Source organism: Ruegeria sp. N7, assembly GCF_056531345.1.
Genome location: NZ_JBQFLR010000001.1, coordinates 508,959 through 530,363, shown reverse-complemented (window position 1 = coordinate 530,363; position 21,405 = coordinate 508,959). Strand labels below are relative to the sequence as shown.

19 protein-coding genes are annotated in these 21,405 nt (G+C 58.3%); 12 read left to right on the top strand and 7 right to left on the bottom strand.

Going from position 1 to position 21,405, the window contains the following annotated elements; translation table 11 throughout:
• Positions 1 to 95: 95 nt before the first annotated feature.
• The 4 genes from ACR0ES_RS02590 to ACR0ES_RS02575 all read right to left on the bottom strand — a co-directional run bounded on the left by ACR0ES_RS02590 (position 96) and on the right by ACR0ES_RS02575 (position 3,575).
• Positions 96 to 1,277 (bottom strand): ammonium transporter, encoded by a 1,182-nt coding sequence (locus ACR0ES_RS02590; protein ID WP_480480673.1) that lies wholly within the window; start codon positions 1,275 to 1,277, stop codon positions 96 to 98.
• A 209-nt stretch (positions 1,278 to 1,486) separates the two neighbouring features.
• Positions 1,487 to 1,954, bottom strand: coding sequence for a CinA family protein (locus ACR0ES_RS02585; protein ID WP_480480675.1), 468 nt, complete (start codon positions 1,952 to 1,954; stop codon positions 1,487 to 1,489).
• Positions 1,951 to 2,448 carry a phosphatidylglycerophosphatase A family protein gene (locus tag ACR0ES_RS02580; protein ID WP_480480677.1) on the bottom strand — a complete coding sequence of 166 codons (498 nt, stop codon included), beginning with the start codon at positions 2,446 to 2,448 and terminating at the stop codon, positions 1,951 to 1,953. Before ACR0ES_RS02580 ends, ACR0ES_RS02585 begins: the two co-directional genes overlap by 4 nt.
• Positions 2,445 to 3,575, bottom strand: coding sequence for a bifunctional 2-C-methyl-D-erythritol 4-phosphate cytidylyltransferase/2-C-methyl-D-erythritol 2,4-cyclodiphosphate synthase (locus tag ACR0ES_RS02575; RefSeq protein WP_480537996.1), 1,131 nt, complete (start codon positions 3,573 to 3,575; stop codon positions 2,445 to 2,447). Before ACR0ES_RS02575 ends, ACR0ES_RS02580 begins: the two co-directional genes overlap by 4 nt.
• A 181-nt stretch (positions 3,576 to 3,756) precedes the next feature.
• Between ACR0ES_RS02575 and dusB the strand changes: the two genes are divergently transcribed.
• From dusB to ACR0ES_RS02540, 7 genes are all read left to right on the top strand, one after another.
• Positions 3,757 to 4,740 carry a tRNA dihydrouridine synthase DusB gene (dusB, locus tag ACR0ES_RS02570; protein WP_480869384.1) on the top strand — a complete coding sequence of 328 codons (984 nt, stop codon included), beginning with the start codon at positions 3,757 to 3,759 and terminating at the stop codon, positions 4,738 to 4,740.
• On the top strand, positions 4,737 to 5,825 hold the full coding sequence (locus ACR0ES_RS02565) for a two-component system sensor histidine kinase NtrB (protein WP_480772779.1): 1,089 nt from the start codon (positions 4,737 to 4,739) through the stop codon (positions 5,823 to 5,825). The genes dusB and ACR0ES_RS02565 overlap by 4 nt, the downstream gene beginning before the upstream one ends.
• Positions 5,825 to 7,192 (top strand): response regulator, encoded by a 1,368-nt coding sequence (locus ACR0ES_RS02560; RefSeq protein ID WP_480480683.1) that lies wholly within the window; start codon positions 5,825 to 5,827, stop codon positions 7,190 to 7,192. The genes ACR0ES_RS02565 and ACR0ES_RS02560 overlap by 1 nt, the downstream gene beginning before the upstream one ends.
• A gap of 123 nt (positions 7,193 to 7,315) precedes the next feature.
• Positions 7,316 to 9,580, top strand: coding sequence for a sensor histidine kinase NtrY-like (locus tag ACR0ES_RS02555; protein ID WP_480869669.1), 2,265 nt, complete (start codon positions 7,316 to 7,318; stop codon positions 9,578 to 9,580).
• Positions 9,577 to 10,986, top strand: coding sequence for a nitrogen assimilation response regulator NtrX (gene ntrX, locus ACR0ES_RS02550; RefSeq protein WP_480480685.1), 1,410 nt, complete (start codon positions 9,577 to 9,579; stop codon positions 10,984 to 10,986). Before ACR0ES_RS02555 ends, ntrX begins: the two co-directional genes overlap by 4 nt.
• Before the next feature lie 42 nt (positions 10,987 to 11,028).
• Complete coding sequence (locus ACR0ES_RS02545) at positions 11,029 to 11,622, top strand: helix-turn-helix transcriptional regulator (RefSeq protein WP_480869382.1); 594 nt, start codon at positions 11,029 to 11,031, stop codon at positions 11,620 to 11,622.
• A 43-nt stretch (positions 11,623 to 11,665) separates the two neighbouring features.
• The gene (locus ACR0ES_RS02540; RefSeq protein ID WP_480869381.1) at positions 11,666 to 12,832 is read left to right on the top strand and encodes an MFS transporter; all 1,167 of its coding nucleotides are present in this window, start codon (positions 11,666 to 11,668) and stop codon (positions 12,830 to 12,832) included.
• Between the two features lie 41 nt (positions 12,833 to 12,873).
• Here ACR0ES_RS02540 and ACR0ES_RS02535 read toward each other — a convergent pair whose 3' ends face one another.
• Positions 12,874 to 13,353, bottom strand: a complete 480-nt coding sequence (locus ACR0ES_RS02535; protein ID WP_209503766.1) for a hypothetical protein — start codon at positions 13,351 to 13,353, stop codon at positions 12,874 to 12,876.
• Between the two features lie 96 nt (positions 13,354 to 13,449).
• On the opposite strand from ACR0ES_RS02535, the gene trkA reads away from it, so the two are divergent.
• The 5 genes from trkA (at position 13,450) to ACR0ES_RS02510 (ending at position 18,336) form a co-directional block, all read left to right on the top strand.
• Positions 13,450 to 14,826, top strand: coding sequence for a Trk system potassium transporter TrkA (gene trkA / locus ACR0ES_RS02530; RefSeq protein ID WP_480504979.1), 1,377 nt, complete (start codon positions 13,450 to 13,452; stop codon positions 14,824 to 14,826).
• Positions 14,826 to 16,364 carry a TrkH family potassium uptake protein gene (locus ACR0ES_RS02525; protein ID WP_480869379.1) on the top strand — a complete coding sequence of 513 codons (1,539 nt, stop codon included), beginning with the start codon at positions 14,826 to 14,828 and terminating at the stop codon, positions 16,362 to 16,364. Before trkA ends, ACR0ES_RS02525 begins: the two co-directional genes overlap by 1 nt.
• Positions 16,365 to 16,496: 132 nt before the next feature.
• Entirely contained in the window at positions 16,497 to 16,736 is a 240-nt protein-coding gene (gene hfq / locus ACR0ES_RS02520) for an RNA chaperone Hfq (RefSeq protein ID WP_005982826.1), read from the top strand.
• Positions 16,736 to 18,007 carry a GTPase HflX gene (gene hflX / locus ACR0ES_RS02515; RefSeq protein WP_480504981.1) on the top strand — a complete coding sequence of 424 codons (1,272 nt, stop codon included), beginning with the start codon at positions 16,736 to 16,738 and terminating at the stop codon, positions 18,005 to 18,007. The genes hfq and hflX overlap by 1 nt, the downstream gene beginning before the upstream one ends.
• 20 nt (positions 18,008 to 18,027) lie before the next feature.
• Positions 18,028 to 18,336, top strand: coding sequence for a putative quinol monooxygenase (locus ACR0ES_RS02510; protein WP_480557980.1), 309 nt, complete (start codon positions 18,028 to 18,030; stop codon positions 18,334 to 18,336).
• 1 nt (position 18,337) lies between these two features.
• Here ACR0ES_RS02510 and ACR0ES_RS02505 read toward each other — a convergent pair whose 3' ends face one another.
• Both ACR0ES_RS02505 and ACR0ES_RS02500 read right to left on the bottom strand, forming a co-directional pair.
• The gene (locus ACR0ES_RS02505; protein ID WP_480557978.1) at positions 18,338 to 18,733 is read right to left on the bottom strand and encodes an SgcJ/EcaC family oxidoreductase; all 396 of its coding nucleotides are present in this window, start codon (positions 18,731 to 18,733) and stop codon (positions 18,338 to 18,340) included.
• Positions 18,734 to 18,841: 108 nt separating this feature from the next.
• Positions 18,842 to 21,304 carry a penicillin acylase family protein gene (locus tag ACR0ES_RS02500; RefSeq protein WP_480869377.1) on the bottom strand — a complete coding sequence of 821 codons (2,463 nt, stop codon included), beginning with the start codon at positions 21,302 to 21,304 and terminating at the stop codon, positions 18,842 to 18,844.
• Positions 21,305 to 21,405: the final 101 nt, after the last annotated feature.

Sequence of the window (21,405 nt, the reverse complement as noted above, 5' to 3'; positions counted from 1 at the left end):
GGTGTGACGTAGGTGGACAAGGCGCCAAAACAAGAAAAGCGGACCCATGACAGGTCCGCTTTTGCCCTTGCGGGCGATAGGCAGCCAAGGTGGGCTTAGCTGCTCATGTCATAGGCCCGCTCACCATGTACCGAGAGGTCGAGGCCATTTGTCTCGGTCTCGGCGTTTACGCGAAGTGGTGTGATCAGTGCAACCAGTTTGACCAACACAAACGTGACAGCTGCCGCAAAGACACCCACGATAACCAGCCCGCCCAACTGTGCGGTCCATGTGCCAAGGCCGAACAGGGCGATCATGATGGTGCCGAAGATGCCTCCGACGCCATGTACCGCGAACACGTCCAATGTATCGTCGATATTCAGCTTGTTGCGCACCAGACTGACGGCTTCCTGACACAGAATGCCCGCGACAGCACCGATGATGAGGGCCTGAACCGGACCCACAAAACCCGAAGCGGGCGTGATCGAGGCCAGACCTGCAATTGTCCCGGTGACAAGACCCACCATCGAGGCTTTGCCAAAGCGGATGCGTTCCCAAAGCGCCCATGTCAGTGACGCAGTTGCGGCGGACAGGTGGGTAACGGTCATCGCCATCGCAGCGCCACCGTCCGCGGCCAGTTGCGAACCGCCATTGAAGCCGAACCAGCCGACCCACAGCATCGCGGCGCCGACCATGACATAGCCGGGATTATGCGGCGGGGTCGTTCGGTTTCGGCGCGGGCCAAGGATGACGGCGATGATCAGGGCTGCCAGACCAGCGGTTTCGTGCACCACGATACCGCCAGCGAAATCACGCACGCCAATGTCACCCAAAATACCACCATCGGACAGCATTCCACCGCCCCAGATCCAGTGAACCACCGGCGCATAGCACAGCAGCATCCACAGCGCCGAGAAGGTGAGCACAAAGCCAAAGCCCACCCGTTCAACATATGCGCCCACGATCAGGGCCGGGGTGATGATGGCAAAGGTCATCTGAAAGGCAAAGAACAGGATTTCTGGGAGAGTGCCAGCAAGGCTGTTCACATCAACACCGTTGAGGAAAGCCTTGCCCAAACCACCCCAAAGCCCACTTTCACCGGGTCCAAAGGCGATGGAGTACCCGGCCACCAGCCACAGAATGCTCATCAAACAGGCAATGGCAAAGCAATGCATAAAAACGCTGAGCACGTTTCGGGCACGTACAAGCCCGCCGTAAAACAAGGCCAGACCCGGTAATGTCATGAAAAGGACCAGTGCTGTAGCAACTATGATCCAGGCTGTATCGGCTCCATTCATGGGCCGCTCTCCTTTTCCCTGCATGGTTTCCCGGGCAGGTCATCTGACAACGCCCGGGATCGAGTGAGTGTATGTGCAGAGCCTTGAAGCGGAGGGCAGGTGAGGAAAAAAGAGGCAATACCCGAATTGGTCGCCTATTTTGTCGCCTTTTGTTCAAGTGATGACAGTTTTGGCGGCTATGGGCAGATAATGCCTAAAAAAGGTGCGCGTTATGAAAGCCCGGTCAGAAGCAACGCCAGCGCATGATCCCGCGCGGCGCGGCGCACCGCATCCCGCCCTTGCGCGCCAAACTCAATCGTTTCTGTTCGGGTTTCCCGGCCTTCTCTGGCCAGTCCGAAACATACGCGCCCTTCGGGTTTGAATTCAGACCCGCCCGGCCCGGCAATGCCGGTAATCGCGACGGCAAGCTGCGCTTGTGAGTTGCGCAATGCGCCTTCGGCCATTTCGCGAGCGACCTGCTCGGACACTGCGCCGAAAGCCTGCAGGGTTTCTGCCAGCACACCCAGCATGTCCTGCTTGGCCCCGTTGGTATAGGTAACAAAACCCCGATCCACGACGGCCGAGCTGCCGGGTATATCCGTCAGGGCCGCAGCGACCATACCGCCGGTGCAGCTTTCCGCAGTGGCGATCATAACGCCCTGCGCTTTGGCGCGGTTCAGCAGGTCGGGCACGTTCATAGGCCCAGAACCCCGTGCGTGATGCCAGCCAGAACCATCACGCCAACGGCTGCGAAAATACCCGCAATCACGTCGTCCAGCATCACTCCCATAGGATCGCCGCGACGATCTGCCCAACCGACGGGGCCGGGTTTGGTGATGTCGAACAGGCGGAACAGAGCGAACCCGGCAACCCAGCCGGGCCAGAGGGCGGTAATGTCGATCCCATGCGCCCAGGACGGATATGAGATCGCCCAGAGGGCAATGAACTGGCCCGCGACCTCATCGATGACGATTTCCGACGGGTCGTGATCGTCCTGGCCGTCGGTCATCACGCGCGTGGCCCACAGGCCGCCTGCGAACACCACGAGCGTTGCGATTGCCAGCAATGGGAATCCGCCCAGCGTGTGCAGGACCCAAGCCATCGGCAGCGCGGCCAGCGAACCCCAGGTGCCGGGGGCAGGGCGTATATATCCGACGCCGCCAACGGTGCCAATCAACTGCGCCGCGTTCATGATTTCACCAGACAGGCCGTCGCAATCGATGCGATGCCTTCACTGCGACCGGTGAAGCCCAGACGCTCGGACGTGGTGGCCTTGATCGAGACCTGATCGGCACGCAAGCCCATGATTTTGGACATTTCTTCGCGCATAACAGCGGCGTGAGGGCCAATCTTCGGGTATTCACAGACCAGCGTACAATCCACGTTCGAGATGCGATACCCCATCTGTCCAGCCAGTTCGACCGCGTGACGCAGAAAGATCTCGCTGGCGGCCCCTTTCCATTGCGGATCCGAGGGCGGAAAATGCTGTCCGATATCCCCTTGCGCCAATGCGCCATAAATCGCGTCGGTTACAGCATGCATCCCGACATCCGCATCCGAATGCCCCTGCAACCCGCGATCATGGGGAACCTTCACACCGCAAAGGACCACATGATCCCCGTCGCCAAATCGGTGCACGTCATAGCCGTTGCCAAGTCTTACATCCATATCCATTCCCATGATACGTTCCGCCCGGGCAAAATCCTCGGGGCGGGTGATCTTCAGGTTGTCCGCATCGCCCGGTACGATGCAGACATCTACCCCCGCCGCGCGTGCAACCTCAACATCATCAGCAGCACCGCCCGGATGCGCCGCATGGGCGGCGGTGATGGTGTCATAGTGAAAGCCTTGCGGTGTTTGCGCCGCAAACAGGTTGCTGCGGTCTTGTGTGCCAGTCACGGCCCCGTCTTGTCCTATCCACAAGGCGTCAGTCACCGTCAGTCCGGGGGCGGCGGCCTGATGTGCATCCAATGCGTTCAAGACGTCCTGAATGGTGCGCGACGAAACGCAGGGTCTGGCAACGTCATGAATCAGGACGCGCTTCACGTCGAGGTGCGCCAGGGCCTTCAAACCGTTGCGTACAGAACCCGTGCGATCTGTGCCGCCCGAGGCGAGGATCAGATCGGTATCACGAAACTCCTCCCAGACCAGAGTGTCTTCGTCGGATAAGACCAGAACGATATGGGCGACCTGTCCGCGGAACCGATCGATTGTCCAGTCTGCCACGCGACGGCCTGCAAGGCCGCGCCACTGTTTTGGGACGTCGCCCCCTGCGCGCAGGCCGCGGCCTGCGGCGACTATGATGGCAGCTGTGGTCATGCCGCGCGCCCTCCATTTTGTTGCGTTTGTTTAGGCGGCGGTGATTGCAGTGGCAATCACCTATGGTCGGGTGATTAAAAAATAGGCAGATGATGGTTTTGCGGGCTTGTTGCGCGTCGTTTTGTTGTTCATATGCGTGGAATTCGATATCAGAACTGCAACTGCCCAAGGATTAAGCACGTTGACTTTGCGCTTCGATGACAAATTCGTAACATCGCCGGTTTTGCTGGCCCCGATGGCCGGAATCACAGATCGCCCGTTTCGGGATCTGGTTATGCGCTTTGGTGCCGGCATGGTCGTCAGCGAAATGGTCGCCAGTCAGGAGATGGTGCAGGCCAAACCCGGAGTGCGGGAGCGCGCCGAACTGTCCGCCGATGTGGAAAACACAGCTGTGCAACTGGCAGGGCGCGAGGCGCATTGGATGGCCGAGGCCGCGCGTCAGGTTGCTGATCGTGGAGCGCGGGTGATCGACATTAACATGGGGTGTCCTGCCAAAAAGGTAACAAATGGGTATTCCGGTTCGGCCCTGCTGAAAACACCGGACCACGCACTGACGCTGATCGAGGCCGTTGTCAGTGTAGTCGACGTTCCAGTGACATTGAAAACCCGTCTGGGGTGGGATGACACCCTGCTGAATGCCCCCGAGGTTGCGCGCCGTGCACAAGAGGCAGGCGTTCAGATGGTTACGATCCACGGACGCACGCGATGCCAGTTCTACAAGGGGCGCGCTGACTGGAGCGCAATCCGGGCCGTGAAACAGGCCGTGTCGATTCCGGTTATTGCGAACGGAGATATTGTAGACACAGCAGCCGCACGAACCGCATTGGAACAATCTGGTGCAGATGGGGTCATGGTCGGGCGTGGCGCACAGGGTAAACCCTGGCTACTGGCGCAGATCAGTCACGACCTTTACGGGGCGGATGCGCCGGATATTCCGGTCGGGAATGACCTGATCGACATGGTGCGCACGCATTATCAGGCGATGCTGGGATTTTACGGTGCCGATCTGGGCCTGCGTGTCGCCCGCAAGCATCTGGGATGGTACATGGATCAGGCCGCAACCCCTGCGCCGCTGCGGCGGGCGGTTCTGACGTCGCGCAGCACGGATGAAGTCCTGCGTCTGCTTGGGGACGCACTTGCCGAAACGGGCGAGGTGGCGGCATGAATTCCAACGCCAACATCTGGAACTCATTGCCGGTTCCGGCTTTTATTATTGATGAAAACGACCGCATCGCAGATGTGAATTCGGCGGGCGAGGGGTTTTTGAATGCCTCGCGCCGGTCGGTAATCGGGCATCCGGTATGGGACCAGATCGCCGTTGACGCACCGCTGGAGGAAGCATTCCTGCGCGCCCGCTCGCAAGGCACGCCACTGTTTGTAAACGATGTGGATGCGGGTTCTGGGAATCGCGCGCCGTTGCAATGTGCGTTGCAGATCGCGCCTCTGGTCGGCCATCCGGGGTCGATGATCATGATCATAACGCCTCGTGAACTGGCGGGCAGGATGACCTTGGGCAACACGGTCAAGTCAGCGGCGCAGTCGGCGATTGGCATGGCCGAGATGCTGGCGCACGAGATTAAGAACCCGTTGGCAGGGATTACCGGTGCAGCGCAACTGCTGAGCATGAACATTTCGTCACAGGATCTTGAACTTACAGACCTTATTGTGGCCGAAAGCCGAAGGATCGTGAAGCTTCTGGAGCAGGTCGAGCAATTCGGCAACTTGCAGAAACCGGACCTCAGGCCGGTCAACATCCACGATGTGCTGGACCGTGCAAGGCGGTCCGCGCTGCTGGGATTTGGCGCGGATATGACAATCATCGAGGATTACGATCCTTCATTGCCGCTGGCCTATGGCGATCCGGACCAGTTTCTTCAGGTGGTCCTGAACCTGCTGAAAAACGCATCCGAGGCTGCGGGGCCGCAGGGCGGTACGATCCGTCTGCGCACTTATTTCGAACACTCCTTCCGCCTGCGCCGAAGCGACGGATCGGGTCATTCCCTGCCGTTGCAGATCGAGATCATCGATGACGGTCCGGGCCTGCCCGAGGATATCCGGGGTGATATCTTTGACCCGTTCGTGTCGGGCAAGGAAAACGGCACTGGTCTGGGGCTGGCGCTGGTCAGCAAGATCGTTTCCGACCATGACGGCTGGATTTCCGCCGACTCCGTGCCCGGCCGCACCGTATTCAAACTGTCGCTGCGCCGCGCGCCGCGAGATGCAACCGAACACAAGAAGGAGAGCACCTGATGGATGGCACCGTACTGGTTGCGGATGACGACCGCACAATCCGCACCGTTCTGACTCAGGCGCTGACGCGGGCCGGATGCAAGGTGCACGCAACATCTTCGCTGACCACCCTGATGCGTTGGGTCGGCGAAGGCAAAGGCGACGTGGTGATCTCGGACGTTGTCATGCCCGATGGCAACGGTCTGGAGATGCTGCCGAAGATAGCAAAGGATCGCCCTGGATTGCCGGTTATCGTGATTTCCGCGCAAAACACGATCATGACCGCAATTCAGGCGGCTGAGGCTGACGCATATGACTATCTGCCCAAACCGTTTGACCTGCCGGATTTGATGAAACGCACGGCGCGGGCGCTGGATCAGAAGCAGCGCGCACAGCCGGAACCCATACAGGCAGGTGGCGAACGCCCGGATGAGCTGCCTCTGGTCGGCCGCACGCCAGTTATGCAGGCCTTGTATCGTTTGGTCGCACGCGTGATGAATACCGACCTGCCGGTTATGATCTCGGGTGAAAGCGGAACGGGTAAGTCGCTGATTGCCCGGGCAATTCACGACTTTTCGGATCGGCGTACATTACCCTTTGTCACAGTCACCGCAGCCGACCTAAGCGATCTGGAGGGCCCGGCCCGCGTGATGGCGCGGGTGCGTGGCGGTACGCTGCTGATAGATGAAATCGCGGATATCGGCGATGAAATTCAAGCCCGCGTGGTGCGTATGATGGATACGCCCGGTGATCATGTTCCGCGTTTCATGGCAACCAGCCAGACAAACTTGACCGATGGGATGGAAAACGGTCGTATCCGTCAGGACCTGTATTATCGTTTGTGTGGGGCGACGATCCACGTGCCCTCATTGCGCGAAAGGGTCGACGATATTCCGCTGCTGGCCGAACATTTTCTGGCCCGGGAGGAGAAGGAAAATGGCAACAAGCGGTGGCTCAGCCCGGAAGCGGTTGAGTTGGTGCGGCGCTATTCATGGCCGGGGAATGTGCGGCAACTGGAAAACGCCGTTCGCCGTTTGGGGCTGACCAGTCGGGCAGATGAGATTTCAAAGGCCGAGGTGGAAATGGTGTTGGGCAGCCAGCCCGAAGCTGCACCGGTTCTGAGCGGCGGCGAACGCGAGAAGCTTTCAACCTCGGTCGAGCGTCACCTGCGACGGTATTTCGATCTGCACGGCAATATATTGCCGCCACCGGGCCTTTATCAGCGGATATTGCGTGAAGTTGAGGCCCCGCTGATCGAAATCGCACTGGATGCAACTGGTGGGAACCAGGCAAAATGTGCTGATTTACTGGGGATTAACCGAAATACGCTGCGAAAAAAGATTACAGATCTCGATATTCAGGTGACACGGCGCCGCAAACTGATGTAATATCGCCACACAAACCGTGGCATCCCGGCATCTGTCGGGAAAAGACCACGAAATATGGCGGTAAGCCGCACAAGCGGCACATCAGGATGAGGGCAGACGGTGGCAACCCGAGCACAGAGCGGGATGATCCCATCGATTGGTCGATGGCGTAAATCACGGAAACTGCGCAATTTCGGCACCTTTGGGCTGGTCCTCATGGGGCCTGTTCTGGCGCTTGCCACATATCTTGTCATTGGTCCCTTTGACTTGGGTGCGACCGCGCCGACATTGCGGCTGATTCTGCTGGCCGATCTTGTCTATGTTTTGGTCGTTGCGGCTTTGGTGCTCAGTCAGTTGGGCAGCCTAATTGCGGCCAGACGGGCCAAGTCGGCGGGCTCGCGCCTGCATTTGCGCCTGATCGGGGCGTTTACGCTGCTTGCGCTGGTTCCGACCGTTACGGTCGCCATTTTTGCCGGACTGACCGTGAATATCGGCCTGGAAGGCTGGTTTTCGGATCGCGTGCGCCAGGTTGTCGGGTCTTCCCTGACGGCGGCAGAGGCTTATGAGCAGGAACATCGCAGCGGTCTGACGCAGGACGCTACGGTTCTGGCGCGGTTCCTGAACAATGCACGTTCGGTGGAGTTTTACATTTCTGATGCCGAACTCCGCGAGGTTCTGGCGCAGGGGCAGGCCCGGATTCAGCGCGGGTTGCGCGAAGCCTATGTCATCGACGGCACGGGCGAAATCCGGTCGCGCGGGGATCGGTCCTATCTGTTCAACTATGAGGCACCAACAGCCGAGCAAATGACGGAAGCGGTAGATAAGGGGCTGTTGATCATTGCCGACTGGCCGAATAATGAATTCCGCGCGCTTGTACCTCTTACCGCTTATCTGGACCGCTACCTCTATGTCAGCCGCGAGGTGGATGGGCAGCTGTTGACACTGCTGGATGACACCAAGGAAACGGCGCAGTTCTATCAGCAGCTGGAAAGTGAACGGGGCAGGGTGTTGTTCGAATTCGGTCTGCTTTATCTGGGCTTTGCGCTGATCCTGATCCTGGCTGCGATGTCGCTGGGGATGTGGTTTGCCGAACGCCTGTCGCGCCCGGTCGGACGTTTGACCACAGCGGCGCAGCGGGTCGGCGCCGGAGACTTGAGCGTTCAGGTCATCGAAGAGGCCAGCGACGACGAAATTGCGATGTTGGGCCGATATTTCAACCAGATGACCCGACAACTAAAAGGGCAGCGGGACACGCTGCTGGAAAACACCCAGCAAATCGAAAGCAGGCGTCGCCTGTTTGATTCCGTGCTCAGTTCGGTCACGTCCGGTGTTGTCGGCGTGGACCCCGATGGATGCGTTACGTTTGTCAATCGCTCGGCTGAACGCTTGCTGGACTGGTCGCGTGGTGAAGAACACCTGGCTATCGGCATTGCGGTTCCCGAGTTTTTGCCTTTGTTTGAAAGCCTCAAGGACAGCGGGCAGGAGGCTGTTCAGGGTGAGGTTAAGGTCACACGTAAGGGGCAGCTTGAAAACCTGCTGGTTCGCATGGCTATCCGTCGTGGAGAGGATGGCGGGCTGGAAGGTTATGTGGTTGCCTTTGACGATGTAACCGATCTGGTCAGCGCGCAGCGAATGGCGGCGTGGGGTGACGTGGCCCGCCGCATTGCACATGAAATCAAGAACCCATTGACGCCGATCCAGCTCAGCGCAGAGCGCATCAAGCGCAAGTTCGCCCGCAAACTGGATGAGGAAGACAGCGGCAGCCTTGAATCGATGACCGGCGTCATCGTGCGGCAAACCAATGACCTGCGGCGTATCGTGGATGAGTTTTCCAAGTTCGCGCGGATGCCCGAGCCCGTTCGACGGGAGGAAGACCTTGTCGAACTGGTGCGCGAAGCCGTACTTTTGCAACAGGCGGGACAGCCGGACGTACAGATTGATGCCGACCTGCCGCAGCAGCCGATCATGGCGGATGTAGATGCGACCATGCTTAATCAAGCGTTGACGAACCTGATTAAGAATGCCGGAGAAGCCATTGCAACTCTGAAAGAAAAAGGGGCCCCGGAAAACCTGGTGCCGCAGATCAAGGTGGCGGTTTCAAGCGATGATGCGGGTACAATCATCACCATTGCAGACAATGGGATAGGTCTGCCGGAAGACCGGGCGCGTTTGTTTGAACCTTATGTAACGACACGCGACGAAGGGACCGGGTTGGGTCTTCCGATCGTCAAGAAAATCATAGAAGAGCATGGCGGCGCGCTGACCCTTGAGGACGCGCCCGTATTTGACGGACAGGACCATTTTGGCGCAATGGCTGTGATCCGTTTGCCTGGGGCAAGTATGTCCCCAACCGTTGCGCCGCAGAAGCAGGCAATTAGAACCAACAAACTGAAAGCAGGCCAAAGATGAGCGACATTCTGATCGTAGATGACGAGCGCGATATTCGCGAGCTGGTGTCCGACATTCTGGAGGACGAAGGCTATTCAACCCGGCTGGCAGCCAACTCGGACGAGTGCATGGCGTCGATCAATTCCGAACCGCCGGGTCTGTTGATCCTGGATATCTGGCTGAAAGACAGCCGCATGGACGGGATTGATATCCTCAAGACGGTAAAGCGCGATAACCCGGATGTGCCGGTGGTGATTATTTCGGGCCACGGCAATATCGAAATCGCTGTAGCGGCTATCAAACAGGGTGCTTACGACTTTATCGAGAAACCGTTTAACATTGACCAGTTGATGGTGGTGATCCGCCGCGCGATGGAGACGTCTCGTCTGCGGCGCGAGAACGCGTCGCTGAAGCGGAAAGAGGTCAACAACTCGGACATGATCGGCAAATCCGCGTCGTTCCGGGCCATGCAGGGGCAGTTGGACAAGGTGACCAAATCAAACGGTCGCGTCATGCTGCGTGGACCTGCGGGTTCGGGCAAGGAAATTGCTGCGCGTTATATCCATGCCCACTCCAACCGTGCGAACGCTCCGTTCGTGACCGTCAACTGTGCCGGGATTGAGCCTGAGCGTGTGGAAGAAGTTCTGTTTGGCCGGGAATCGGCCGAACGCGGTGTGGAATCCGGATTGCTGGAAGAAGCCCATGGCGGCGTGGTCTATTTTGATGAAGTTTCCGACATGCCTTTGGGCACACAGTCCAAAATCCTGCGGGTGCTGGTGGATCAGCAATTCCAGCGCGTGGGTGGCTCGGACAAGGTGCGCGTGGATCTTCGGGTGATCTCATCAACCAACAAGGATCTGGATGATGAAATCGCCGCCGAGCGTTTCCGGGAAGAGCTGTATCACCGTCTGAATGTGGTTCCGATCTCCGTTCCCTCACTCGAGGACCGGCGCGAGGATATACCGGTACTGGCCCAGCACTTCATCGAAATGTGCAACGAAACCCAAGGGTTGCCTATGCGGGAGCTGTCGGACGAGGCGGTCGCTTTGCTGCAGACAATGACCTGGCCGGGTAACGTGCGCCAGTTGAAGAACCTGATCGAACGTGTTTTGATTCTGGGTGACGGCACCGGCCCGATTGAGGCGCGCGAGCTGCCCAATGAAGAAGACAAGGCCGAAGAGTCGGGCCGCGTTGTCTTGTCGGGTGCGCTGGCCACTTTGCCGCTGCGCGAGGCCCGCGAAGCGTTCGAGCGGGAATATCTGCTGACCCAGATCAACCGCTTTGGCGGCAATATCAGCCGCACCGCCAGCTTTGTCGGCATGGAACGCAGTGCGCTGCATCGCAAGCTAAAGTCGCTGGGTGTTGTGACCTCGAACAAATCCGGTGCGCGGGTCGCGCAAATCGACGAACCCGAACCGGCAGAATGAGTCTGGGGTCATAGTTCACGGGCAGACGGATGTGTGGAACTGATGGCGAGAACGGTAAACTCTGATCTGACTGGCCGGTTCATCGAAGGCTACCCGGCTTTTGGCAGACGTTTAAAGCGTCTTCGACGGTCGATCGGGTTGAAACAAGCCGCGCTGGCCGAGGTTCTGGAGGTCGATCAGACCACGGTTTCCAGATGGGAGAACGGGGTTCAGCTTCCAACGCCTGATCTGCAACACTCAGTGTTTGCTGCGATGGCTCCTTTCAGGGCGGATGACAACGCGTTAAGACGGCTTGTCGTGAATTCGGCCGACTGCATCCATCTGGTTGAGGAGGCCAGCCACATGTGCCTGGCCTATTCCCGCCGGCGGGCGCGGGATTGGAAAACCTCCCAACGGGCACTGCTTGGCGTATCCCTCTGGCAATTTGCGACGGACGAGATCCGCCAAGCTGAGGCCGAGCTGCAGGACGAGGGATGGTGGGATTTGCAAGCGCCCAACCCCAAGTCGTTTGTAACCTCCGAAGCGCGGCACGACCGTATCCGGATCAGCGCCGGACAGATCACCTGGGAACGGTTGTACCTGTCGGATGGAACGCCGGTCCGGCTGGTCAGTGGGGCACGGTCGGGACGCGCATAATTTATGCGTATTCCTGTGCGGTCGGGTGCAGTAGAACCGGCTTATGCCCCATCCATTACGCATCTTGTTACAGGTTTTGTTGCTTTGGCTTGCCGGGCTAGGTGCGGCGACCCAATTCGCCAAGATTGCGGTTCCTTTTGCTCAGGTCGCAGCCCTCTATCCTGCGCACGCGGACAAGATTGGCTGGCTTTTGTCAGTCATCAGCCTGATTGGTGCGATTCTTGGTGCATTGTCCGGCGCGATAGCGGGGCGAGTGGGGCCTGTCCGGCTGCTGATGTTTGGCTTGATCCTTGGCGGGGCGGTGTCCCTGTTTCAGGCCAGTATCCCCGGTTTGGGCCTGATGCTGGTCAGCCGCGTTGTCGAAGGGGTCTCTCATCTGGCTATCGTTGTCGCAGCACCAACACTGATTGCGCAAATCACGATTGGAAAATGGCGCAACGCGGCAATGGTTTTGTGGAGCAGTTTCTTTGGCGTCGCCTTTGCCCTGAACGCATGGCTTGGGCTTCCATTGATCTCTCGGGTCGGGCTGCCGGTTTATTTTGCTACCCATGGCGTGCTGATGTTTCTGATCGTCGGCTTGATCGTGTCTTTCCGTCCCAACAGTGCGTCGGCTTTGGCGAACAATCCTTTTTGGAACGTTCGAACACTGATTGACATACACGTAGAGACCTATCGTTCTGCGTTTGTGTCGGCCCCGGCGCTCGGGTGGTTCTTTTACACGCTGACCTTCGTCTCGCTGCTGGCCATTCTTCCGGGAAGATTGCCGGACGATGTCAGTGCGATGATTGCTGGTCTGATGCCGTTGGCCGGGATCGTGATTTCCTGGATTACCGTCCCGGTATTGCTGAACGTTTGTTCTGCTGTTTTTGTTGTTACCCTCGGTTTCGGGTTGTCTATCCTTACGATAGGCGCCCTGTTTCTTGGTGCATCGTTACCGGTTGTCTGCATAGCGCTTTTTGCGGTGCTGGGGCTTGTTCAGGGCGGCAGCTTTGCGGCGGTGCCGCAGTTGAACTCGACACCCGAAAACCAGGCGCTGAGCTATGGTGCCATGGCGCAGATGGGGAATGCGGGTAACCTATTGGGCACACCTGTTTTGCTTGCATTACTGTGGCGGACCAGTGAAGCAGGCATGTTGATTGCCGTGGTCGGGTTCTATGCTGTTGCCATGGCGCTTCATTTGTGGCTTGCCGCGCGGCGCAAACGCGCTTGAACCGGACTGGAATGATCAATCGCGCGGTACCGTGGTTTTGCTTACCCGGCTTGCCCCGGAGTGATGATCTGAAACGACCCGTCATCGAATTTCACAAAGCATGAGGCACTGTTGAGGGGCGGCAATGTTGTTGTTCGCGCCAATGGTACCCGCGATTTCACATTTTGCTTGCAGGGCGGCAAACTGACAGGGCGAAATCCCTTTTCGGCCATGCATTGCGCCTCAACCGTGTTTCGCAGACCCTGATTCACATCGACGGTATAGACCCTGCCGGGCTGCCACCAGCCCGGGGATTGATAGCAACGACCTCTGCCGTCGCAATACGTGCGCCCGGGCCAATATGTCGGCGGGCTTTGGCGGATCTGATTGGCAACTGGCACCTCTTTGACCGCCCTAAGCTGGCACTGGGTGGTCTCTTTTTGCAGACGTGACACGGTTTCACCCTCGCGATAGTAAAGCGAGAGCGGCCCGCACGAGGACAGCACCATCAGCGGCACAAGCATAGGAAACAGCGTTTTCATATGCTTATCTTGCCGCAGCTGATCGGCGATGACAATTCAATTGACCGCTTTGGGGGCATCTGTCATTCAATCCTTTCAGGCAGAAGGGCCAGAAACATGAAGGTCATTATTTGCGGCGCGGGTCAGGTCGGCTGGCAGATTGCGCGGCACCTTTCGGGTGAATTGAACGACGTCACCGTTGTCGACAACAATCCCGACCTGGTTCGGCGGGCGACCGAAACGCTGGACGTGCAGGGGATCGCCGGGTTTGCAAGTTATCCCGATGTGCTTGAAAGGGCAGGCGCGCGCGATGCGGACATGATTATCGCTGCGACCCATTCGGATGAAGTGAACATGGTCACTTGCCAAATGGCGCATTCGGTCTTTTCGATCCAGCGCAAGATCGCGCGACTGCGGTCAAAATCCTATCTTGAGGCGATCCACTCGGACCTTTACCGGCGCGATCATCTGCCGATTGATGTGGTGATCAGCCCCGAACGCGAAGTGGCCGCAGCCGCGATGCGCCGACTGTCGGCCCCGTCCGCCTTTGACACCGAGATTTTCATGGACGGCAAGGCGCAGCTTTTGGGTATTCGCGTGGATGAAGACTGCCCGATTGTGAACACACCTTTGCGGCAATTGACCGATTTGTTCTCGACGCTCAGTTCGATCGTAGTCGGGGTGCGTCGCGATGGCACACTGTTTGCACCAGAATCCGAGGATCAGCTGTTTGTGGGCGACGAATGCTACGTCTTTACCAATGTAAAAGACGTGGATCGCACCATGGAGGTGTTTGGCAAGACCCAAAAGCGTCAGGATCGTGTGGTGATCGTGGGCGGGGGCAATGTCGGGCTTGAAGTGGCGCGAACTCTGGAAGAACAAAAAAGCCGCGTGCGCGCCAAAATCGTCGAGCGGGATCGCCGATGCGCCGAGATCGCCGCCGAGGCGCTGGAACGAACGATTGTGCTGCACGGTGATGGCCTTGATGCCAGTTTGTTGAGCGAAGCCGGTATCGACAGGGCGGATGCAATGCTGGCGGTTACGGATGACGACCGCACGAACATGCTGGCCGCTGTACGCGCCAAGGCCGAGGGTTGTGCCCTGGCGATCGCTTTGATCAATGATCCCAGTATGGTGGCCCTGATGGGACCTTTGGGGATTGATGCGTATATCAATCCACGGGCAACCACCGTCAGTTCGATCTTGCGCCACATCCGTCATGGCCGGGTGCGACAGGTCTACTCGATCGGAGATGCTGAGGCCGAAGTGATCGAGGCTGAGGTTCTTTCAACCTCTCCCATGGCCGGTCAAAAGCTGCGCGATATCGATTTTCCCGAGGGCGTACTGGTGGGGGCCGTACTCAAAGGAGATGAAGTTATGCGACCGACGGGCAGCCTCAGGATCGATGAAAAGGATGTCGTCGCGATCTTTGCCATGGCCAACGACGTGCCTGAGGTCGAACGCCTGATGCAGGTTTCAATCGATTTCTTCTGATGGCGCATGCGGGGATACAACAGATCGGGCTATTGCGGCGGTTGCCGCTGTTTCTTCTGATCTGGGCTATTGCGTCACTGGCCATGTGGATTCCGGCAGTTTACGCGCTGGCGCTGGATGATCACGATACATCGCGGTCGTTTTTGTACTCCGGTATCATAGGGTTGTTTCTGGTCGTCAGTGTCGCACTGGCCTCGTCCAACCGTGTGCCAAGGCGCGGAACTTTGGGACAATTGGCGGTGATGCTTGCATGTTTCACCATTCTGCCTGTCTTTCTTGCGATTCCATTTCACGATGCGCTGGGAACGACCACATTCCTGAACGCCTATTTTGACATGGTCAGTGCCCTGACAACCACGGGGGCGGATCTGTTTCCGGATCCAGACCGCCTGACGGCCCCGCTGCACCTGTGGCGCGCCTTGGTTGGATGGATGGGCGGTTTGCTGATGTGGATTGCCGCCGCGGCAATCCTTGCGCCTTTGTCGCTGGGTGGGTTCGAGGTCACGGCCCGCGGTCAGCCGGGTCGCCCGGTATCGGGTGTTGCGCAAAGCGAACGCGTTGATCCGCGCGGTCGACTGCTCCGTGTGGCAAAGGGACTGACCCCGGTCTATGCCGGGCTGACGGCTGTGATCTGGATCCTTCTTCTGATCGCAGGCGAAACCGGACTGACAGCCGTTTGCCACGCAATGTCGGTCATGGCGACGTCCGGAATTTCTCCGGTGGGCGGCATGGAAGGCGCGCAGGCGGGCTTCACGGGTGAGGCGATCTTGTTTTTGTTCCTGTTCTTTGCCCTTTCGCGCCTGACATTTTCGACCGACACGGCAACATCCGGTTATTCCCGCCTGGATACGGACCCGGAGTTTCGCATTGGCCTGATGATTGTGCTGGCCGTTGCTGCGTTACTGTTCTTTCGCGTTATTGCAGGCGTTACGGAAATCGGCGGGCAAATCGAACCTTTGCAGGCATTGCAGGTCATCTGGGGTATGCTGTTCACTGTTCTGGCCTTTCTGACAACCGCCGGGTTTGAAAGCGCAAACTGGGATGATGCGCAGCAATTGTCTGGTCTGGGAACGCCCGGATTGTTGCTGATGGGGTTGGCCTTGATCGGTGGCGGGGTTGCGACCACGGCTGGCGGCGTGAAATTACTGCGGGTCTTTGCCCTGTACCTGAACGGTGCGCGCGAGATCGACCGGTTGATCTATCCCTCGTCGGTCAGCGGGGTTGGGGGCGGCAACCGACGCATTCAAAGGGACGGCGCGTTTATCGCCTGGATCTTTCTGATGCTCTTTGCGCTGACACTGGCGGTGTTCAACCTTTTGCTGGCCGCAATGGGGGCTGGGTTCGAACAGGCCATGGTGCTCAGCGTCGCAACGCTCAGCACGACGGGTCCGCTGATTGAATTGGCCACTGATGTTCCAATCCGGTTGATCGACCTGTCCGCAGGGTCCAAGCTGACACTGTGCGCGGCGATGGTCATTGGCCGGCTCGAGACGCTTGCGATCATCGCCCTGATCACCCCTTCGCTGTGGCGGGATTGAACCGGTTGGATCCCTTCGTCTTTAGTGCTTAATTTTTCGTCTGGAATATCTTACCGCGGCACTCCATACTTACCGGGAGGGAGCGCGTTGGTCCGCAACGCGTGGCAAGAACAATGGCGAGATTATCAAAATATGGCTTCGGACAGACAGAATCTTCAGGATGCTTTCCTGAACAATGTACGGAAAGCTAAGGTTCCGGTTACAATTTTCCTGATCAATGGCGTGAAATTGCAGGGTGTGATCACCTGGTTCGACAATTTCTGTGTATTGTTGCGCCGCGACGGACAGTCGCAGCTGGTGTACAAACACGCGATATCAACCATCATGCCATCTCAGCCGATCAACCTGTATGAGGGCGAAGACGCCTCTTGATGGAACATGACCGGACGCGCACCCGGGCCTGGGTGCTGCATCCCGAAATCAAATCAGATGAACAGCGCCGCGTTCCTGAACCAGCGCTGGCCGAGGCGGTTGCGCTGGCTGCTGCTTTGCCCGATCTGGATGTGATCGGGTCTGAAATCGTACGCCTGCAACGTGCCCAACCCGGCTATTTGTTTGGCAGTGGCAAGATCGAAGAACTGGGTGAGCGGCTTCGTGAAAACGAGGTTGAGCTGGTTCTGATCGATGGGCCAGTGACTCCGGTTCAGCAGCGCAATCTGGAAAAGGCATGGAAGGTCAAGATCCTCGACCGGACCGGGCTGATCCTTGAGATTTTCAGCGACCGTGCGCGTACCCGAGAAGGGGTGTTGCAGGTCGAAATGGCTGCGCTCAGCTATCAGCGGACACGGCTGGTGCGGGCCTGGACCCACCTTGAACGTCAGCGTGGCGGCTTGGGATTTGTCGGCGGACCCGGCGAGACCCAGATCGAAGCCGACCGTCGCGCCATTGACGAACAACTGGTGCGTCTGCGTCGCCAATTGCAGAAAGTGGTCAAGACCCGCACATTGCATCGTGCCGCGCGGGCCAAGGTACCATACCCGATCGTTGCATTGGTTGGATATACCAATGCCGGGAAATCTACCCTGTTCAATCGGCTGACCGGGGCCGAAGTGTTGGCCAAGGACATGTTGTTTGCCACGCTGGATCCAACTATGCGCCGCGTGCAACTGCCCGATGGCCCAGAAGTGATCCTGTCGGATACGGTGGGTTTTATCTCGAACCTGCCGACCGAGCTTGTGGCGTCTTTTCGAGCCACGCTTGAAGAAGTGTTGGGCGCTGATCTGATTGTTCACGTGCGCGATATCAGCCATGAAGAAACCGAAGCACAGGCGCAGGATGTCGAAGCAATCCTGACCTCGCTTGGTGTCGACGAAGAACGCCCCCGGCTTGAGGTTTGGAACAAGACTGACTTGCTGAGCACGGAAGAAAAAGACGCCGCGTTGGCGAGGGCGGATCGCGATCCTGCTATATTTGCCATTTCGGCAGTTACCGGCGAAGGCGTGACCCCTTTACTGTCCGAGATTGCAGCAATCCTGCAAGGGGCCCGGCACGAGGTTGTTCTGAACCTGACCTTTGCGGAAGGGAACAAGCGGGCGTGGTTGTTCCGGCAGGATGTTGTACAATCTGAAGAGCAGACCGAAGAAGGGTTCCGTATCACTGTCCTTTGGACAGATAAGCAGGCCGCCCAATTCGACACACTATAGATACAGTGAAATTGCGGAAGATGGCTGATACATTGGATCAAAGAGTATTCCTGACCGGATTTATTGATGTCCCGGCGGACCGCCTTGAAGATGTGCGCGCCGCTCTGCCCACGCATATCGCCCTCACAAAGGCGGAAGAGGGTTGCCTGTCGTTCGACGTTGTCGAGGATCAGATCACACCCGGACGGTTCACTGTTTCAGAGGTTTTTGTGAATCAGCAGGCCTTTGATGCGCATCAGCAGCGGACGAAGGCATCCGAGTGGTTTCTGATTACACAAGGAATACCGCGGAGTTACAATATTGAAACCGCTGGCAAAAAGACGACCTAAGTCACACGCCTTCAAGTTGTCGCTGTAAGTCATCGGTGTCGAACCAGCCGACTGACGACTGTACAAGATGATCGGGCGCAAGTTCCCATTCATCCCATCCGCGTGCGATAACATGGTTGCCGGTCTGAGCATGATGCCCCTCACGTGTCCAGACAAATAGGGCATGAGATCCGGCCCATCGCATCATGTCGCAGCGCACCTCCAGATCAGGAAAATCGGCGTAGAAACCCCGGGCCATATCGGCAATCGCTGCGCGCCCTTCGATTGGGTCACCTCTGTTGATTGTAATCTGTCCGTCCAGCGAGAAAAAGCTGGCGACGGCATCTGCGTCACCTGAACTCCAGGCGATTGCGTAATCCCGGGCAAGGTTGTTCAGAGTATCCCGAATGCTGGCCATAGTTTCCCCCTGGTCCGAAACAGTTCGCTCGGTGATGGTAGGCGAAACTGCCGCATGTCGTCCACGGTCCGGGCAAAAAGGGGCGGGGAGTCGCCGAAACCCTGATGCTTAACGTGGGATCAGATTGGTCACTCCGACAGCAGCGGCGCGGGCAAGGTCAAGGTCCAGCGACATGGGAATATACTCGCCACGCCGCCACAGCTGCGCCTGATCGTCGTAATAGCGCGACAGGAAATGGCCCGATTGGCCGGTAGCGGTGATAAAGACTGAGCTGTTTGGATCGGCAAAGTCATACACACCGCGATACCCGGCCCCGTGCACATTCTGAAACGGGTCGAGCCCTTCGCCGGACGTGCGCCCGCGCAGCAAGGTGTTGTCGCCGCCACTGGTCGATTGGCGAATGTTCACAAAATACCGAAGTATAGGCACGTTCCCCAGAACCGGGTGGTCGTGGGTTGCCTGATGGGCATCACCCCAGCGCAGGGATTCCAGTGCGCTGCCGTAGCGTTCGGTGATCCAGATCAGCGCGTCATCCAGCGCAAGTCGTGCCATTTCGGTACAGGTTTCAACCGGCGCGCTTTGTCGTACATCGCACCAGACACCGGCGCCATCAATGTCACGATAGACCCGTTCGATGAACAGGGGCTCGACATGTTTGAATTCGCTGGCCAGCGGCCCAAGCTCGTCCGAAATCAGGCGGATCTGAAGCGCCCGCACCCAGGCTGCATAGATCAGCGGTTCGGGCAGGTGCTCGTTCATCTCGCCGTTCCAGTCCGCCAGCAGCGACAGCGCAATCTGGCGCTGTCGTTCGGGCGTCCCTTCAGGGGCCGAGGCACCGGTGTACCAAAGGTCAGCACCGATCAGCGGCAGCAGAGAGCGCGCGGTGAAACTGACCGTATCCAGTTGCGCCTCAATGAAACTGTCGCGGGTATGCACCTCACGCGATTGCATCAGGCGTTCCCAGCGATGTACGCGCTGAGTGTCACCCCACTCGTAGGACACATGATCCGGGAACGGGCGGTCGATGATCTTGTTGTTGGTGTTGCCCAGAACGCCACCGGCTGGGGCCACGAATTCCGGGTTGTTGGCGTAGGGCAGGCGGCCTTGCCAGCGGTTTGCTTCGATCCAGCCGGGTGTCGGAATGCGTCCGCGGCTTTGGTTTTGCAGATCACGCCGGGGCATGGCGCCAATCAGTTTCATCCCTATTGTCGTTTTGTCGACCAGTGACAGGTTTTGCGAGGGCGCAATGAATTGCCGGGCCACGGTTACGGCGTCCTGCACGTTGTCCGCGTTCATCAGGGCCATGGACGCCGTCATCGAAGTGTCTTGCGGGCTGAGCGCCGTCCAGGACAAAGACGCAACATGGCCCGGCGGTGTGATGGTTTCCAGCTTGTAATCCGTACCGGGCAACACTGGCCCGTTTTCAGTCCAGCGCAGCGTCAGTGTAACCGGAGCTTCCCCTTTGATTTCAATGATCGAAGGACGGGTCTGGAATTCCTTATAGCCATCCGGGGTCAGGTATTCTTCGGGGTTTTCCGGGTTCAGCTGCTCAATATGAATGTCCTGATCGTCAAGATAGGATGACGTCACCCCCCAACCCAACCGGTCACTGCGGCCGGTCATGATTGCGGGAATACCTGGGATCGAGGCCCCAATGACGCTTCCCTTTGCCAGACCAAGATGCGCCAGATACCACACGCCGGGTGCTGTGAAGCCCAGATGTGGGTCGTTGGCCAGCAACGTCCCACCGCTTGCCGAGCGCGAAGGCGCAGCAGTCCAGGCGTTTGATGCCCCCGCCAGCCCGCGTTTGGGAAGGGGTGACAGAGGCGTTTCAGGAAAACTCGTACCAGCGGCATAGCGCGGAAGGTTGGGAAACAGCGAAGCGTATTCAGGCAGCGCAGCAATGCCGGGGCCGGGAACATCGGGCAGAATGTCTGCCAGTCTGTCAGGATTGCTCAGCATCAAAGACGTACGCGCGCGCAGAACCTCGTCTGTCAGGTGACCGGACAGTTGCAGTGCCATAAGCTTGATCACGGCAATACTGTCGCCCGGTTGCCAGGGCGAGACGGGTGCATTGAACAGGAACATCTCAGGCGCGCCGCGCCCCAAGGCCTCGTCGTTGATCTCGGTCAGGCGTGCGTTGACCCCGGCCGCATAAGCACGAAGGGCAGCCTTGGTATAGTCGTCCTGCACTTCGACCGAGCGATGGGCAAGGCCGTACAGATCCAGCCGGCGCAAAAGCTTGTCAACGCGCAAGGTGCGCGGTCCAAAGATCTCGGACAAGCGGCCCTGCGCGGTGCGGCGCATGACCGTCATCTGCCACAATCGATCCTGCGCGTGGGCATATCCAAGACCGAAAAACACATCCGGGTCATTTTGGGCCAGTATGTGCGGCACATTGGCGGTGTCGCGCACGATCTCAACCGGTGCGGTCAACCCGTTGACTTCGAGTTTCTGGTCATAATCCGGCAGGGATTGGCTGGCCAGAAAATAGACAAGGCCCATTGCGGCGAGGATCAGCATGATCAGACCCGACACGATGCGCACCAGCCAGCGGAAAACAAGACCCATTACTGCCCCAAATTCTAGTACATGAAGGTTGCGCGGAGATTAGTGGATGGCGGGTCCAACCGAAAGAGGAACGCGGCAAGAACCTGTGCAGAAAGGATGAA